The sequence below is a fragment of the Pseudanabaena sp. SR411 genome (genome assembly GCF_002251945.1).
Taxonomy (GTDB): Bacteria; Cyanobacteriota; Cyanobacteriia; order Pseudanabaenales; family Pseudanabaenaceae; genus Pseudanabaena.
Window position 1 is genome coordinate 53495 of record NZ_NDHW01000056.1, and the last position, 17684, is coordinate 71178.

The 17684-nt window shown below is 42.7% G+C and carries 5 protein-coding genes; 1 reads left to right on the forward strand and 4 read right to left on the reverse strand.

Annotated features, from left to right (window positions below):
- Nucleotides 1-3: 3 nt before the first annotated feature.
- From B9G53_RS03815 to B9G53_RS03830, 4 genes are all read right to left on the reverse strand, one after another.
- A complete protein-coding gene (locus B9G53_RS03815; protein ID WP_094529329.1) occupies nucleotides 4-4374 on the reverse strand; it encodes a non-ribosomal peptide synthetase in 4371 nt (1456 codons plus the stop codon).
- Nucleotides 4371-7643 carry a non-ribosomal peptide synthetase gene (locus B9G53_RS03820; protein WP_094529331.1) on the reverse strand — a complete coding sequence of 1091 codons (3273 nt, stop codon included), beginning with the start codon at nucleotides 7641-7643 and terminating at the stop codon, nucleotides 4371-4373. The genes B9G53_RS03815 and B9G53_RS03820 overlap by 4 nt, the downstream gene beginning before the upstream one ends.
- Before the next feature lie 103 nt (nucleotides 7644-7746).
- On the reverse strand, nucleotides 7747-8544 hold the full coding sequence (locus tag B9G53_RS03825; protein WP_094529334.1) for a class I SAM-dependent methyltransferase: 798 nt from the start codon (nucleotides 8542-8544) through the stop codon (nucleotides 7747-7749).
- Nucleotides 8545-8620: 76 nt separating this feature from the next.
- Entirely contained in the window at nucleotides 8621-16318 is a 7698-nt protein-coding gene (locus B9G53_RS03830; RefSeq protein ID WP_176453086.1) for a non-ribosomal peptide synthetase/type I polyketide synthase, read from the reverse strand.
- A gap of 799 nt (nucleotides 16319-17117) precedes the next feature.
- On the opposite strand from B9G53_RS03830, the gene B9G53_RS03835 reads away from it, so the two are divergent.
- A complete protein-coding gene (locus B9G53_RS03835) occupies nucleotides 17118-17489 on the forward strand; it encodes a VanZ family protein (RefSeq protein ID WP_094529337.1) in 372 nt (123 codons plus the stop codon).
- The last annotated feature ends 195 nt before the right edge of the window (nucleotides 17490-17684 follow it).

Consider the following 17684-nt stretch of genomic DNA (forward strand, 5'->3'; position numbering starts at 1 on the left):
TTATCAACGAAACTCCTCAGAGGCTTTCCAAATAATCTGACCGATCTGCTCAGCATTTTGTTTCATCCCTACATCAGCGTGAGCGCAGTCAAGTTTATGCAATTCAACTTTTCCTGTTAGTAACTTTTCCCACCCATAATAGGGAAAAAGCCACGATAGATCCGTCCAAAGTACATCTTTGGTTCTCGATTTCAGTCCACTCTTTGTAGGTGCAGTTAGTACAACTATTCCAGAATAGCTTTTAGAAATATGATTTCTGGATACTTGGTCGATAGAGTCCCATGCCTGAGGTAATATGCGATCGTATTCATTCAAAGGTTTATTAAGCTTTTTGGGAGATTGCTCAATCAGAGATTGACTGAAATCTCGCTCACTCTCAGATTTACTGATACTTTCCTTTGCATTGAAGGAAAATAACCTCTCAACAATGTACTTACCTTTGTCAATCAGGGATAGCGGTAAGAACTGCATGAGATGGAATTTAAGCATACAAATTTTAAGATCGAGTTGACGCAATTTATAATAGGTTTTAGATGGTCCTGGCTTATCAATTATCGCTAGGAAAGCAACCTTTTTACCCTTCTTCTGTAATTGATGAGCTACTTCCATTGCGACAATACCTTCATAGCAATTCCCGCCAATCAAGTAAGGCTCATCTTGAGGAACTGACAGTAGCTCATCAACTATTACTGAGGCGATCGCTTCAATATAGTTTTCTGTGGAATGCAAAGGTGTCCAACTACCACCAGGCATCGTATATACAGGCTGATGCAATCCTAAATTCTTACTAAAATCAGTGTAACCAATCCAAACAAACGGCTTCGATGATTTCATCTCAGTTGGTGTAACTTCTACGATTAAGCCTCGTTTACCGATGTGCTTGCCAATCCGACCACCACATAGAGATAGAAAAGCCCGATAGTCTTCAATACTAAGTCCCTTAGGAACGTCCTCAGGTAATATTGTTTCAGAAGGCTTTTCGCGCATCCACTTCGCAATTTCGGCGATCGTTCCCATCTCAAAGAATGATGAAAGCGGGAAATGGTAGTTAAAGACTCTTTCTATTTCTGTAACTAATCGGACTGATAGAAGTGAGTTACCTCCTAGCTCAAAAAAGTTGGCATTCACACTTATTTCGTTAATGCCTAAAAGCTTTTGCCATATAGTTGCTAGTTGTTGCTCTAGCTCGTCACGAGGCGAAATTACTTCTATATCTCCTAGCTTATCTATATCTAAATTAAGTAAGGCTCGACGATCTACCTTGCCATTTGCTGTTAGAGGTAAGGCATCTAGAACTACAAAACTTGTAGGTATCATATAAGATGGTAGCTTGCGCTGGAGAAAGCCCCTTAAATCTTCAATATCAATCACCTGATCAGGTTTAGAACTGAGATAGGCAACTAAAATCTTGTATCCATTGGGTGCATCTTGGCATAGAACAATAGAATTATTCACGGCAGGATACTGCTCCAATTGCGTTTCAACTTCGATAGGTTCAACTCGAAACCCACGAATTTTAATTTGAAAATCAGATCGACCAATAAATCCAATATTACCATCGGGTAAATAGCGAGCAGTATCACCTGTTTTATAGAGACGATCTTTGGGATTCTTAGAAAAAGGGTTGGGGATAAATCTTTTGGCAGTAATGTCTGGACGATTTAAGTAACCACGGCTAAGCCCAACTCCGCCAATGTACAGTTCTCCATTCACGCCAATAGGACAAGCTTGTAAATTATGATCTAAAACATAGGTCTGAAGATTGGTGATCGCTCGACCGATAGGAATTTCACAGTCAGCGGGAAGATTATTCTCAGAACTACAGGGATCATAAATTGTAGCTGTGACAGTTGCTTCAGTAGGTCCGTAACCATTAAGCCATCTAGGATAATCCCCCACAAGTGATCGCCACTTTTGGTAGGTAGATTTGGAAACTTTCTCTCCTCCCACAATTACAAGACGGAGGCTCTCAGGAAGTAAATGATCTAGAATAGACATGCTACTAACCATCTCATTCCAAAAAGCTGTTGGTATGTTGATTACTGTAATTGCTTGTTGGCTAAGACTATCAATAAACTTAGTAATAGAGTTATAAACTTCAGACTGAGCTAAAACGACAGTGGCTCCATTCAACAAGGTGGGGAAAATTTCTTCAATAGCAACATCAAAACTGATATTGGAAAACTGTAAAACTCGATCTTGAGCATTTAACTCATATACTTTGCCAACTGCTAGACAATGGTTAACCATACTACGATGAGAGATAGTAACGCCCTTGGGTTCTCCTGTTGAGCCAGATGTGTAAATGACATATGCCAAGTTATCGGGTGTCATCGCAATCAAGGGATTGTCGTTACTATGCTGAGCGATCGCTTCCCATTCGGTATCTAGAGAAACTGCCCTAAACCCATAATCTAAGAAGGAACCTAGCAGATCAGACTGAGTTAAAATCAAAGAAACCTGAGCATTATGTAATTTAGATGCTCGGCGCTCATGGGGATATTCTGGATTGAGAGGAATATAGGTTCCACCAGCTTTGAGTGTGCCAAGCATGGCAATCAGCATATCTACTGATCGCTCTACACAGATGGCAACTAAGGTCTCTATACCAATGCCCTGAGATTGCAAATATTGAGCCATTTGATTGGCTCGGCTATTGAGTTCGCGATAAGTTAGTTTCTCATCTTTACCAATAACAGCGATCGCATCAGGAGATTTCTCTACTTGAGTTTCAAATAATTGATGAATGCAAAGTTCTGGAATTGGGGTTTGGGTTTTATTCCACTCATACAAGATCTTTTCTAGTTCTAGATTTGTTAAAAGTGGTAGATCAGAAATTTTCTGATCAGGATTAGCGACAATCCCTTCCAGAAGTTTCTCAAGATGGACGAGCATTCGAGAAATTGTACTAGCTTCAAATAGGTCAGCATTGTAATCAAATACCATCCCTAGCCCTTCATCTTGCTCCCGCATGACTAAGATCAAGTCGTACTTAGTTTTGCCATGATAAATATAACCAAATAGGGAAGTGATCGTCAGGTCAGGAAGCTTTACAGAAGCCATGCCACGACCATTCGACCAAGGTGGGTTGAGCGCAAATTTAACCTGAAACAAAGGAGATCGGCTGTGGCTTAGTCCTGGAGGTAGTTCTTCTACAAGTTTCTCAAAGGGTAGATCCTGATGTGCATTCGCTTCCAGTGATGCTTCACGGACTCGGTTAAAGAGTTCTCTAAAAGTCGGATTGCCATCAAAATTAATACGTTGAATTAAAGTATTAGAGAAAAATCCAACTACGCCTTCAGTTTCAACTTCACCTCGACCTGCGCTGGCAAAGCTAATCAAAATATCATTTTGTTGTGAATACCGATGTAGCAGTGTCTCAAAGGCGGCGATCAGAGTCATGAATAGCGTCCCTCCCAACTTTTGACTTAAGTTGTTGAGGCTTTCATTGAGAGACTTAGGCAACATGCGCGCACGGCGATCGCCTTGATAGGTTTGCACTATCGGTGGACGAGGATGATCGGTAGGTAACTTAATTGTAGATAGAGAACCTTCTAGTTTTTGCTTCCAGTAGTTAATCTGGGATTCGAGAACTTCTCCTTGCAGCCATTGGCGTTGCCAATGGGCAAAATCAACATATTGAATTGATAGCTCCTTTAAAGGTGAAGGCTTGCCCTCAATAAAAGCAGCATAGATTACCGTGAGATCTTGATAAAAAACATCGGAGGAAGCACCATCACAAATAATGCAGTGCATATTCCAAACTAGCAGATATTCATCATCACTCAACTGTAGGAGGAGCACCCGCAATATAGGTCCCTGTGCTAGATTGAAGGGACGACGAGCCTCTTCAGTGGCTAGTCGTAGTGCCTCTGTATCACGCTCTTCCAGTGGGAGATGTCGCAGATCAACTACGGGCAGAGTAAGATAGACATTAGGTTCAATCACTTGCGTTGGTTGATCACCTACTGGCGGAAAGCGAGTTCTTAATACTTCATGGCGAAGAGCTACAGCTTGGAGACTTTTCTCTAACATTGGAATATTGAGAATTCCATTGAACCTAACCACGACAGGGACGTTGTTAGAAGAGCTATCAGGTTCAAATTGGTGTAAATACCAAAGACGTTGCTGACCAAAGGACAAGGGCAAATTGCCATTGCGATCGATCTTGACAATGGGAGGAAGTTGAGAGCTATTGGTTCCTGTGGCTTGACGCAGGAACTGAACAATTTCCGCCTTGCGATTTTTAATCTCAGCTAAAAGTTCGGGCGTGACAGCATCTTTAGCCGCTCGATAGCGTAAGCGATCGCCGTCCAACCAAAGATGAACATCTTTTTGACTCAAATCAAACAACAAAGTGTCAAGTGTCTTCATAGCTCGCCCTCTTCATAAAGATCCGATAGATTGCTTTGAGCTGCTTCCGCACTCTGTTTCGCCCAAATTAATGTTGTAACCCGCTCTCCCAAATCGCCAATGGTAGGAACTTCAAAGAAAGTACGCAAAGACAGCTCAACGGCAAAGCTTTTCCGCAGCCTTGCAATGATTTGAGTTGCTAATAGGGAATGTCCACCTAGCTCAAAGAAATTGTCGTGGATACCAACTTTCTCTAAGTTCAGTACTTGCGCCCAGACATCAGCAATCTGTTGTTCCGTAGGATTTCGGGGAGGAACATAATTTTGCTGAAGATTAAGGTTTGTACCATCAGGTGCTGGCAGTTCCTTCCGAGCAATCTTGCCATTAGGGGACAATGGCAAGGAATCCATAGCCACAAAAGCATTAGGAACCATGTAGTCAGGTAGCTTTTGTTTGAAAAAGTTACGCAACTCAGTTACCGAAACCTCTTGCTCTGGTATTGGCACAAAATAAGCTACTATCCGCTTATCCGCAGGTTTATCTTCTCGCAGAATGACAACTGACTTTTGAATAGTTGGATATTGACTGAGGACTGCTTCCACTTCACCAAGTTCAATCCGAAATCCGCGAATTTTTACTTGATTATCAATCCGGCCCAGAAATTCGATATTACCATCGGGGAAATACCGAGCTAAGTCACCAGTTTTGTAGAGCTTTGCCCCTGATTGATCACTAAATGGATTGGGCACAAATCTCTCAGTTGTTAACTCAGGTCGATTAAAGTAACCCGATGCTAAACCATCTCCACCAATATATATTTCGCCGATCGCGCCAATGGGCATTGGTTGCAATTGGGAATTTAATATATAAACCTGTGTGTTGTTAATGGGACGACCAATTGGCACAGAATTACCTAAGTTTTTTGCATCCTCAATGGTATAGCAGCAGGTAAAAGTGGTGCTTTCGGTGGGTCCATAACCGTTAATCAACTGACAGTTAGGTAAAGCTTCTCGAAAACGCTGGACATGATTTACAGAAAGCACATCTCCGCCAGCTAATAATTGCTTTAACGGACGTAACGATTCAAGTTGCTCATCCACCATCAAATGGAATAAACCAGCGGTAAGCCAGATAATTGTGACTTGATAGCGTTCGATCACCTGACCTAATTCGGCAAGTGAAGGTTTGTCAGATGGGAATAGAACTAACCGCGCACCATTCAGTAGCGCACCCCAAACTTCAAAGGTGGAGGCATCAAAGGCAAGAGGAGCTAATTGGAGAAAGATTTGGTCAGGACTAAAATCAGCATAATTAGCATTCTTGACCAGTCTGACTACTCCTCGATGGACAACACTTACGCCCTTGGGAATACCAGTTGATCCAGAGGTGTAGATCACATAGGCAAGATTGTCTGGAGTAACATTACAAGTGGGATTTTCTTGACTTTGTAGCGCGATCGCTTGCCAATCTGTATCTAGGCAAACAACTTGGGCATTACTAGGCGGAAGCTGCTCCACCAATTTTTGCTGTGTAAGCAGAACAGACACCTGAGTATCTGCCACCATAAATGCTAATCGTTCTGGAGGATAGGAGGGATCGAGTGGTACATATGCACCCCCAGCCTTCAAAATACCAAGAATGCCAATAATCGTTTCTAGCGATCGCTCAATATAAATGCCAACTAAACTATCAGCGCCAATACCCAAACCTCTTAAGTAATGAGCCAAGTGGTTCGCCCGACCATTTAACTCTTGATAGCTGAGCTGTTCATTCTCAAAAATCAAAGCGATCGCATCTGGGGTCGCAAGTACTTGTGCCTCAAATACCTCTTGAATTGAAGAATTGCGAGGATAATCTATGGGAGCTTGATTCCATGATGTTAGTAGCTGTAGCTCAGTTTCTGGTAGGAGCGGTAAGCGGTCAATGGTTGTATCAGGAGCAGCCACAATCCCAATCAATAGCGTCTCAAATTCCGCCAAGCGACGACGAATCGTTGCTGCATCAAACAAGTTGATGTTGTATTGGCATTCTAAAGTAACCTTGCCCCGCAACTCTGTGGCATTAATGAATATTTCAAAGTTCTCATAACTACGAGGGTTAGTAGAGAACTCCACTTTGAGATCCTCAAACAATAGGCGATCGTTATCCAGCCCTTGATCAAGGTTGAATGTAATCGGGACAAGTGGAATACGGCTGGTATCGCGAGGAATTGCTAATTTTTCTATCAAACTACCGAAGGTAAATAATTGGTGATCGTAAGCATCCAAAATGATTGGTCGGCGTATCTGTAAGTAGTCACTGAATGCCTGTGTTCCATCCACCCAACTCTTTAAAGGCAACAAATTGACACAATGACTGACTAGCTGATAATTGCCTGTCGCAGCCTGTCCAGCCGCAGGAATCCCCACCATAATTTCATTGCTTCCAGTTAACCGATGCAGAAACACCTCAAAACTGGTCAACAAAGTAGTTGTAAAACTGCATCCTAGCTTGTTTCCCAATTGCTTTAAATTGCTAACTAGAGCAGGATCTAAATCCCAATCTTCGCGAGCAGCATTAAAGGTGCGAACTGGTGGACGAGGGCGATCAGTCGGAAAGTCTAAAACAGGAATAGAATCAGAAAACTGATTTAACCAATATGCTTCAGTCTCAATTTCTTCTTCGCTACCCTTGGCTTCTTGTTGGGCGATCGCATATTCACTAAAGCATTCTGGCTCATCTAGTTCAGGTGTTTCTCCATTTTTTATAGCCGTATACAATTTACCAAGGTCGGTCATCAATACAGCCCAAGACCAACCATCACAAATAATATGATGAGCCGTCAGCAACAATAGATGTTCTTCAGCTTGAGTCTTAATCAGTTGTAATCGAATTAATGGTCCATGCTCAAGGTCAAATGGTTCCTCTACAGCCTGCTTTAATATTTTTGCTAATGTATGCTCTCGTTCAGTCACATCTGATCCAGACAGATCAATTTCGGGAATTTCTAGATTGAGTGACGCAACAATACAAAGGTTAACTCCATCTGGGCTAAAGGTTGTTCTTAAGGCTTCATGACGCAGAACAAGTTCCTGTAAAGCTGATCGTAAAGCGTCAACATTTAGAGTCCCTCTTAACCATAGTTTTTGGGATTCATTATAGGCACAGTTAGCATCACTGCCCATTTGTACGGAAGCCCAAATTTCTTTCTGAGACTCAGTTGCAGGTGCTGTTAATAGTAGTTCTCCATCGGCAAAAGGATTAAAGTCAACAGCAGTGATTGTGAATTGAGGTTCAGGTGGGGGTGTCATTATTGGTAAATCCTAATAAATAATATAGATAATCTGTAAAAAATATAACTGAATCATATAACCGAATCGTCACATTCCAGAATATATCAAGATCTATTACAGGCTAATTTGATGCAGTCTTTCTTGCCTTTACAATAAACGCCATATATGGCCATTTAAATCGTCCTCTGATAATATTGTCTAAAACTTTGCTTAGTTTTATTTTCAGTTGGTGAGGAATTCTCCATTCCAAAAAGTAGGGATAGATGTTTAGCCCAAAACGAGCCGTGTCAATGTTTTTTAATAGCTTTGAGTTCAACAAAGCCCTAATAGATTTTTCATCAAATGGTCTGCTCAGATCATCATAGCTTTCAGCTTGAATATCACGACCCTTAATCTTCTTTACAAGCTTTGCCCTTAATCTTCTATGCCAGGCAAAAAAGCTGTTTTTGTTCATCAATGACATAATGACTTGACCATTTGGCTTGAGAACTCTGATCATCTCTGAAAGGGAATCTTCGATCTCATCTCTAGGAACATATTCTAAAGCTCCCATACAAAGCACTACATCAAAAAAAGCATCAGGAAATTCAAGTTTTTGAAGCTTGCCAACAGAAAAGTGTGTAGAATTTACATGCCCAAAATTATTGATACATTCTTCGATCATCTTTTCGGAAATATCAATTCCATAAAATTCAAATCCTTTTTCTATGGAATATTTAGCCATCATTCCAGGACCACAACCAACATCTAAGATTGTTGCTTGATCATATTTATTCAATGATTCAAGAACTATTTCCAAGCGTCGATTAAAAAAATAGGAAAAGAAAGACCCATCATTATAAGCATTAGCATATCCCTCTGCGACTGAATCAAAGTGAGTGGAAACCTTCTGATCTAGATCTGTATTTAAGTTGTTCATCAAATTTGTCTTTAAGATTTCAGAGATTGTTTTCAAGCTGTCGTAGACAGCTTGAAAACTGAGTCAAGTGGAATATTTACGAAACGCCACCGAGTTGTAAATATTTACCAGGATTATCTAGATCAGGAATATACCAAGCAGGATTACCTTCAGGATCGCGTCCCAAACGAGCGCCTGATTGTGGTGGACGATTACGATCAAATCCTCCATTATTACCGTTAGAAACATTCTTAGGCTGTGGTAAAAATCCAATCATCTGCATTTCGGCAACGGTATCTTTAAAGGCTCTAATCACAAATTCGATATCAGCATCGGAGTGGGATAGGGTAAAGAAGCAAGGACGATGATCCCAAACATGGACACCCTTTTCGCGCAGTAAATAGAATATCAAGCTGGCATAGGGACTTTCATGGGGATAGTTGATATAGAAATAAGAACTAAAGTGGGCGATCTCAATTGGTGCTTCAATTTGCTTGAAGTACTGATTGAGATGAGTTGCAAATTTACTGACCTTATCGGCAAGCGATCGCTGCAACTCTGGTCCACCTGCCTTAAGTTTATGGAGAACAGCCTCGGCTGCGGCTAGCGCCATAGGATGACGGACAAAGGTTCCTGCAAAGAAGGTAACTCCAACTTCAGGAATAGAGTTATCACCATATTGCCAGAACCCACCGTCAAGGGCATCCATATATTCAGCTTTACCCGCTACAATCCCAATCGGTAAGCCGCCGCCAACCACTTTCCCGTAAGTTGCCATGTCAGCTTGGATATTGAAATAAGCTTGAGCGCCACCTGGGTGGACGCGGAAGCCAGTCACAACTTCATCAAAGATGTATGCAGTTCCAGATTGTTCAGTTAAGCTCCGCAAATCCTGTAAAAACTCCTTGGGTTGGAGATTGGGATCACGGCTGCGAACTGGTTCTACTAAGATTGCGGCTAAATCATCTGCGCGATCGCGCAGAATCTGTAAAGACTCAGGTGTGTTGTAGTCCAATACCAGCAAATTCTCAAACATACAGGGCAAAATCCCGGGAGCTGCGGGTAAAGTCTTAAGCTTGGGACCTTGGCGGTAAAGTACCTCATCAAATGTACCGTGATAATCCCCAGCAAAGGTCGCCACGAGATCGCGTCCCGTAACCGTCCGAGCTAGACGTAAGGTTGCCATCACCGCTTCTGAACCTGTGTTACAAAAAGCGACTCGTTCCATGCCTGTAAATTCGGCAACTAGTTTGGCAACTTTACCTGCTAGGGGCGTTTGGGGTCCAATTTCAATGCCTTTATCTAGCTGTGCTTTTACGGCTTCTGTCACGAAATCTGGTGACCAACCAAAGAAGTTCAAACCAAAGCCATTGGTGATATCCACATATTCGTTACCATCGACATCCCAGAGCTTAGAACCAGATGCGCGATCAGTGACGATTGGATACACCATTTCTTTAAATAATGGTGTGAATCCCGACACTGTGCGTGGATCGGCAAGGTATTTACGATGTTCCTGTGTCTGCCGTTTTGATTCTTGAGTCCGCGCGATATAACGGGCAATGATGCGATCAAGGGCTTTTTGCTGATCTGCTGTTAACGCCGCAGTGACTGACTTTTCGATCTTAGCTCCAGGTCCAAAGTTTTTGCGTGGTTTCGGTTCCTCCGACTCTGTCACTGTTGCAGTTTCTGCCTTGATTGGCGCAGCAACAGGTGTGGGCTGAGTTGAAGGTGCTGCTGGAGGTGCTGGAGGTGCAACCATCTGAACTACAGGTGCTGCGATCACAGGACTAATCGTCCCCCCCGCTTGACTGAGTAGCTGCAATTGTTGTGCCATAATTTGCAGTTGCTGAGCCACCACAGATTGCATCGTACCAGCCATTTCAGGGCTGAGTGAAGGCAGTACATTGCCATTGTTATGATTGCCATTGGCATTATTAGGTTGTCCGACAAAATTAGACATGGCTGGAGTATAGGTAGAGATCGGTGTGGGAGTAGCAACTGGAGTTGTCGCAGCAGTTACAGCAGGTACAGCAGGGGTAGAGACAACTTCTACTGGAGTTGCGATCGCGGTTGGAGCGGGGAATGCATCTGGGGGAAGCGATCGCAGTACAAAGTCAGACAACGTATCGAGATTGGGATAATCTTCTAATAAATGTCGAAAAGTGATTTTAACCTTGAACTTCTTTTTCAAAGCCATGGCAACTTGGGTGAGAGAAAGAGAATCCAATCCCATTTCTAAGAATGTCGTTGTGCCATCATTACCATCAATTTCTAGCCCTGAGGTGGTTTCTAGAACTTCTTGAAGTTGGGGGATAAGTTGTTGCTTACGAGCTTCAGTCATAATATGCGCTTGCACCTCTATATTAGGGGTGGGATTGGGTTGTAAAGATGGGATGGGTGGGAGTGATTGAATTTCGACGATGGGCTGAATTGGGATTGGTTCAGCAGGTGGGGGCAGGGGAAGCGTTGGTTCAATCGCAGGTTTCGGATCGATCCAATAGCGCTTGCGCTCAAATGGATAGGTGGGTAGTGGGATGCGATGTCGGTATTCATCAGCATAAAACTTGGCTCTGTCAAGATCAACCCCAGCCAGCCAAAGTTGCCCGATCGCTTGCAATATAGATGCCCATTCAGCATCGTTATCGGCAGTGCTACCCAAAGACGAAATCGCAATTTGACGTTTGATGTCTTTTGCCTGTTGTCGCGCTAATGTTGCGGTTGTGGTACGAGGACCTACTTCAAGTAAAACCCGTGCAGGCTGCTCCCATAGCCTTTTAGCACCCTCTGCAAACCGAACGGTAGCGCGTAAATGACTAGCCCAATACATCGGGTCAGTAGCTTGAGCGTCGGTGATCCATTCTGTCGTTACCGTTGACACAAAAGGAATTTTGGGTGGCGACAACTGCACAGTTTTGACCATTTCGGCGAATGGCTCAATAATTGGATCCATCATCGGCGAGTGGAAAGCGTGAGAGGTATGTAATGTTCGACAAACAATCTCCTCGGCTTCCAGTTGTTGCTGCAAGTTATTAACTACCTCAGTTGGTCCTGCCACAACACAAAGCGAAGCGCCATTTACCGCCGCGATCGCTAGGTCATCACTCAGACGCTTTTGCAACACCTCTGCGGGTAAGCGCACTGAAAGCATGGAACCACTGGGCAATGCGCCCATCATCTTTGCGCGAGTCGCAACGAGTTTTAGCCCATCCTCTAGGGAAAACACACCCGATAAACAAGCCGCCACAAATTCACCAATGCTATGACCAATCATTGCTGCGGGGCGAATACTCCAACTTTGCCAGAGAAGCGCCAGAGCATATTCAATCGTGAATAAGGCAGGTTGAGTGTATTGAGTCTGCCGTAATAAAGCTGTGGCAGCTTCATCGTTACCATCTTTGCTTTGGGTTGGATAAATGACTTGGAGGAGATCTCGATCTAGTAAAGGACGTAGAATCTCTGCACAGCGATTAACAGCATCCCGAAATACGATTTCATGTTCGTAGAAATATTTGCCCATGTTGAGGTACTGCGAACCCTGCCCAGGAAACATGAACACCACATCTGGATTGCGAATTTCACTTAGTCTTGTGGCACTGCGGTTCACATCAAGAGATTCTAAGATCGCGATCGCATCTAGGCGATCGCGACAAACAACAAAACGACGATGATTGTAAGCTTTTCTGCCATGATCTAGGGTATAAGCTACATCAGCTAAGTTCGCCTCAACATTTTGATTGAAGTATTCCTTAAGGTTTGTCGTGGTCTGCTCTAGAGCAGTACTAGTCTTTGCTGATAACCGCAATAGTTGAAAGGGACGAGAAGGACTAGAGACTTCCACTGATGGGGCTTCTTCTAACACAACATGAGCATTTGTGCCGCCCACGCCGAAGGAACTTACGCCAGCCCTGCGAGGAGTCTCACCAGCAGCCCAATCAACGAGTTTGTTGTTGACATAGAAAGGACTATTCGCAAAGTCAATTTCTGGATTAGGTGATTCAAAGTTAAGGCTAGGTGGAATTTTTTTGTAGTAGAGAGCTAGGGCAGTTTTGATCAGCCCTGTCACTCCAGCCGCAGCAACTAAGTGTCCAAAGTTACTTTTAATTGAACCGATCGCACAAAATTGAGTTGCATCGGTCTGAGTGCGAAAAGCCTGAGTGAGAGCTTCAACTTCGATGGGGTCGCCCAATGGAGTTGCGGTTCCATGAGTTTCAATATAAGAGATGGTTTCAGGATGGATACCAGCAGATGCTTGCGCCATGGTAATTGCTCCCGCCTGTCCGTTGACACTTGGTGCGGTGAAGCTCACCTTATCCGTACCATCATTGTTCATACCTACGCCTTTAATCACAGCGTAGATGCGATCACCATCATCTAAGGCTTCTTCCAATCTCTTCAATATGACAATACCTGCACCACTGTTAAACATTGTTCCTTGAGCATTAGCATCAAAGGGACGACAACGCCCATCAGGGGAGAGCATACTACCTTCTTGGTAGAGATAGCCTCGATTTTGGGGTGTGGTAATGGAAATACCACCCGCTAGGGCAATGTCGCATTGATTACTCATTAATCCCTGAAATGCTTGAATCACAGCAACTAGAGATGTAGAACAGGCGGTATTAATGCTGAGGCTAGGACCTGTTAGCCCTAATTTGTAGGAGGTACGAGTAGTTACAAAGTCCTTTTCGTTCGCTAGCATCGTCTGAAATTCACCCAGCCGATTGATGATTTCAGGACGACCGCAGATGTGATGCTCAAAGTATGTGTTTTGACCAGAGCCAGCATATAACCCGATCGCACCATCGTAGGATTCAGGCATATAGCCCGCATTTTCCAAAGCTGTATAAGCTAACTCTAGAAATACTCTTGCCTGTGGATCAAGAACTTCGGCTTCTCTGGGACTAATTCCAAAGAAACTTGCATCAAAGGTTTCGGCTCCTTCGATAATGCCCCTGACACGCACATAGTTAGGGTCAGTACGTAATTCAAGATCAACATTTGGATCGATTTCTGCATCAGTAAAAGTCGTGCAGGACTCTATGCCATTACAGAGATTTTGCCACAGGGCTTCGACAGTATCTGCCCCAGGAAAACGCCCAACCATACCGATAATTGCAATTCCATCGGAGTTAATCTTTGGTGCTTTTTGTAGAAGGCGATCGCGTTGTTTGTTTTTTTGTTGCGGTTGTTCTAACTGTTTGTGTTCTTCGCGATCGAGGTACTGCGCTAATGTGCGGATGGTGGGATATTGATAAAGCTTAACAGCACGGAATTCAGAACCTAGCTGTTTTTGGACTCTCGTCACCATCTGTAAGCCCAACAGCGAAGTACCACCAATGTCAAAGAAATTGTCTTCAATCCCAACCTGATCTAAGCCCAAAACCCCACACCAGATTTCGGCAAGTATCCTTTCTTTGGGAGTATTGGGGGCAATAAAGTTATCCCCAACTCCTATAGAGACAGGTGCTGGTAAAGCACGACGATCCGCTTTCCCATTAGGTGTGAGAGGGATTTTGTCTAAGACGACAATCGCCGCAGGAATCATGTAATCAGCTAATTGATCTTGCAAATAAGACTTAATGAGATTTATGTTGGGAGATTGCTCAGATTTTGGAGTGATGTAAGCAACCAGCCGCTTACTGCCCACAATGTCCTCACGCACGATCACGACAGCATCACGCACACTTTCATGATGGCTTAAAGCTGCCTCTATTTCACCTAGTTCAATACGGAAACCACGAATTTTGACTTGGTTATCTAGCCGCTCAACAAACTCAAGCGTGCCATCGGGCAACCAGCGCACCCGATCGCCTGTTTTATAGAGCCTTTTTGTAGAATCAGCACTGAATGGATCGGGAATAAATTTCTCAGCAGTTAGATCTGGACGATTGATATACTCACGCGCAAGCCCATCACCACCAACATGTAGTTCTCCCAATACACCAATGGGAACAGGCTCACTATGGGCATCGAGAATATAAACCTGAGTATTCGCGATCGGTCTACCAATGGGAACTGATGTCACTTGATCTCCTAATGGTCGAGGAATACGGTAGCAGCAAGTGAAGGTCGTATTTTCCGTAGGACCATATCCATTAATTAGCTGTGTCTCAGGAAGATGTTTTTGCGCCAACCTAATAAAGCTGGGAGAGAGAGCTTCACCACCCGTGAGTAGTTCTTTCACACCAGAGAGAGATTCAGGAGATTCCGCAATGATCGTGTTAAACAATGCGGCAGTTAGCCACATGGTGGTAACCCCGTAAGTTTGAATAACTGTTTTCAAGTCTTGGGGATCGGGAATGCCATCACTAGGGAATAAAACACAGCAACCACTGTGAAGCAACGCTCCCCAAATCTCTAAAGTAGCAGCATCAAAGGAAATAGGTGCTAGTTGTAATAAAGTTTGATTGCCATCTAGCTCGGTAAAACTAGTGCCAAACACTAGTCTGGCAACAGCGCGGTGCGGAATGGCAACTCCTTTAGGACGACCTGTAGAGCCAGAGGTATAGTTAACATATGCCAAGCTATCAGCATTGACCTTGGTTGCCTCTGGCATACTTTCAGTGATTTCCTTACCCCAATCCGTTTCTAGACAAATAATATGTGATTGAGTAGGAGGTAGGCGATCGCGTAGATGTGACTGCGTAATTAATACAGGAGCTTGAGTATCCTCTAGCATAAAAGCAAGGCGCTCTTGCGGATAAGCTGGATCAAGAGGGACGTAGACCCCACCTGCTTTAAGAATTCCGATAATAGCGACGATCGTCTCAATCGATCTTTCTATACACATCGCCACAAATGTCTCTGCGCCTACTCCAAGACTCTGTAGCTCACAGGCAAGAACATTCGCACGTCTGTCTAATTCTTTATAAGTCAGTCTTATTGGAGCTTCTGCATTGATGGATGGCAGAATTAAGGCAATTTTGTCAGGAGATTTTGCTACTTGCTCCGCAAAGATTTGATGAATTGTTTGGTCTGAAGGATAAGTTACTTGAGTATTGTTCCACTCAATCAAAATCTGATGACGCTCAGCAGTGGTTAACATTGGCAAACTTGCAAGTTTCTGATCAGGATTCGTGACCAGACTTTCTATCAGGGTTTGCAAATGTCCCAAAAGACGATTAATTGCAGCTTCTTGAAAACGGTTGCGATCGTATCTAAGTTGCAATGTCAAATTTGTTTCTACCTTTACACCAAGAGTAATTGGGGAGTCAGGTATTGCCGCAGACACTTGTTCTAGATCATCCAATATCACCAAAGTTTCAAATAGTGACATGTCTGCAGGAATATCACTCCATGCTTGAATTTGACTTAGAGATACTTGAGAATATGTTTGAGCAATCTTCCAATGTTCTTGAATCTGGAGGAGCCAAGGTAGAACTGATGTGTCAGAATTAATTTTGATGCGAAAGGGAATGGGTTGGCTTTTAGTATTGTCTTCACTTGATATCAGAGTGGTTGGGACGGACTGAAACCCAAAGACGATATTTTCGTCACCACTATAACGATGGAGAAGCAAAGCCCAAATCCCTTGCAATATGGATGTAATATCTAGATTTTTTTCTCGAATAAACTTGTTAAAAATAGAAGTGAAAGATTCCCTGAGACAAGCAATAGTTGTCTGATACTCAGGCACTGAAAGATGCTCTTTAGCCCTTACAGAATCTCCACCCAAAAATGTGCTTGCATTGACTCCCTTTAGAAACTGCTTCCAGAAATGCTTATGGCTATCAAAAGAAGATTTCGGCATAAATTCCGTATGTTCAACATCCATTTCAGCGCTTATTTCCATCAGAAGTCACAATGAATAGCATGCATGTAAGGTTAAATGTAATTGAGTATGCTTAATAAATTTAGAATACTCTCAAGTTAAAATTAGAATTTAGCATTTTATATCACATTTGTAAATCCGTAGTTATTCGGAAACTGGTAGAAAGATGGGATAATAAAGTTATAGAAGTTATAGGAAAGTTATAGATAAGTTACTCAGTTATTTTTTGGGCTTAACTCTATACTTGTTATATAGTCTAGATGGCAAGGCATCTATCATGATTTCAAATGATAATTGATTTATACTAGAGACTAAATTTGCGCCAATTCAAGGATGAAATGCACCGCCTAGAGATCTTTGCTTAAAGTGACGCATAAGGATAACCTGATGATCATCACAACAGGTGCAACCTTGAGATAATGTAAAAAATCAAGAAATAATAGAAAAATGAATTGATCAGTGAGAGCAAGAAAATGGCAGCAAGATTAATCATTGTAGAAGATGAAGTAATAAAAATAGAAGTAACAATAGAATTGCGAGTATATTTGAGAAGTTAAGCAAGATGATTGAGAAGGATGTGAATAATACCAACACAGAAAAAACCTCAGAAGTTTTAGGTAAAAGTTCGTACTCTCTGTTCAAATGCCTCAAGCGAGAGAACAAAGAAAAAATACGCTCAACCACCCAACGCTTCTAGAATTTGTCAATAAGATTGTGTCAAAGGAAAAGGTTAGAGAGGAATGCGATCGCTAAACTCAATGGCAAAACGATTGAGCGCAAATCGCTGTAGGTTAAATTAAGTTGAGTTAAAATCTTTGCGATGAAGTCTAACAAGTTAGTTTGGAAAATTCTGGTTGTAATTTACCTGATCGTATTTACATTAATCATTGTGCTTGCCTATAATCATGCGCTACCAGAATATCTGACTAAGAATGATAAAGCTGGTCATGTGTTTCTCTATGGGCTAGCGACTTTTTTAGGACAGTTGGCTGGAAATTGGCGCACAGTCAAATTTTGGTCTAAAGCCTTGCCTTTATTTCCATTGCTATTTGTGATATTTACTGTTGTCGAAGAGTTAGCCCAATCGCTTTCGCCAAATCGCACTTTTGATATTGGTGATTTGGTCGCAAGTTCTTTTGGCATCATGATTGGATATTTTCTCGCAGAAATGCAAAAGCCGAAATCCATCTAGAGTATAGAAATTAGAGGCTTGGTGGCATTGATCTAAGTACAGGACAAAAAATTAATGGAGTTAAAAAAGGTTAGAGAATTGAGATGAAGGTCAAAGATGAAGTGACGCAGAGAATCAAAACCAAGACGAAAAATGCTTTTAGGTAAGCGACCGTGCTTTTTAGGTTTGAGGGGACTGAGTTGAGCAAGCCAAAGC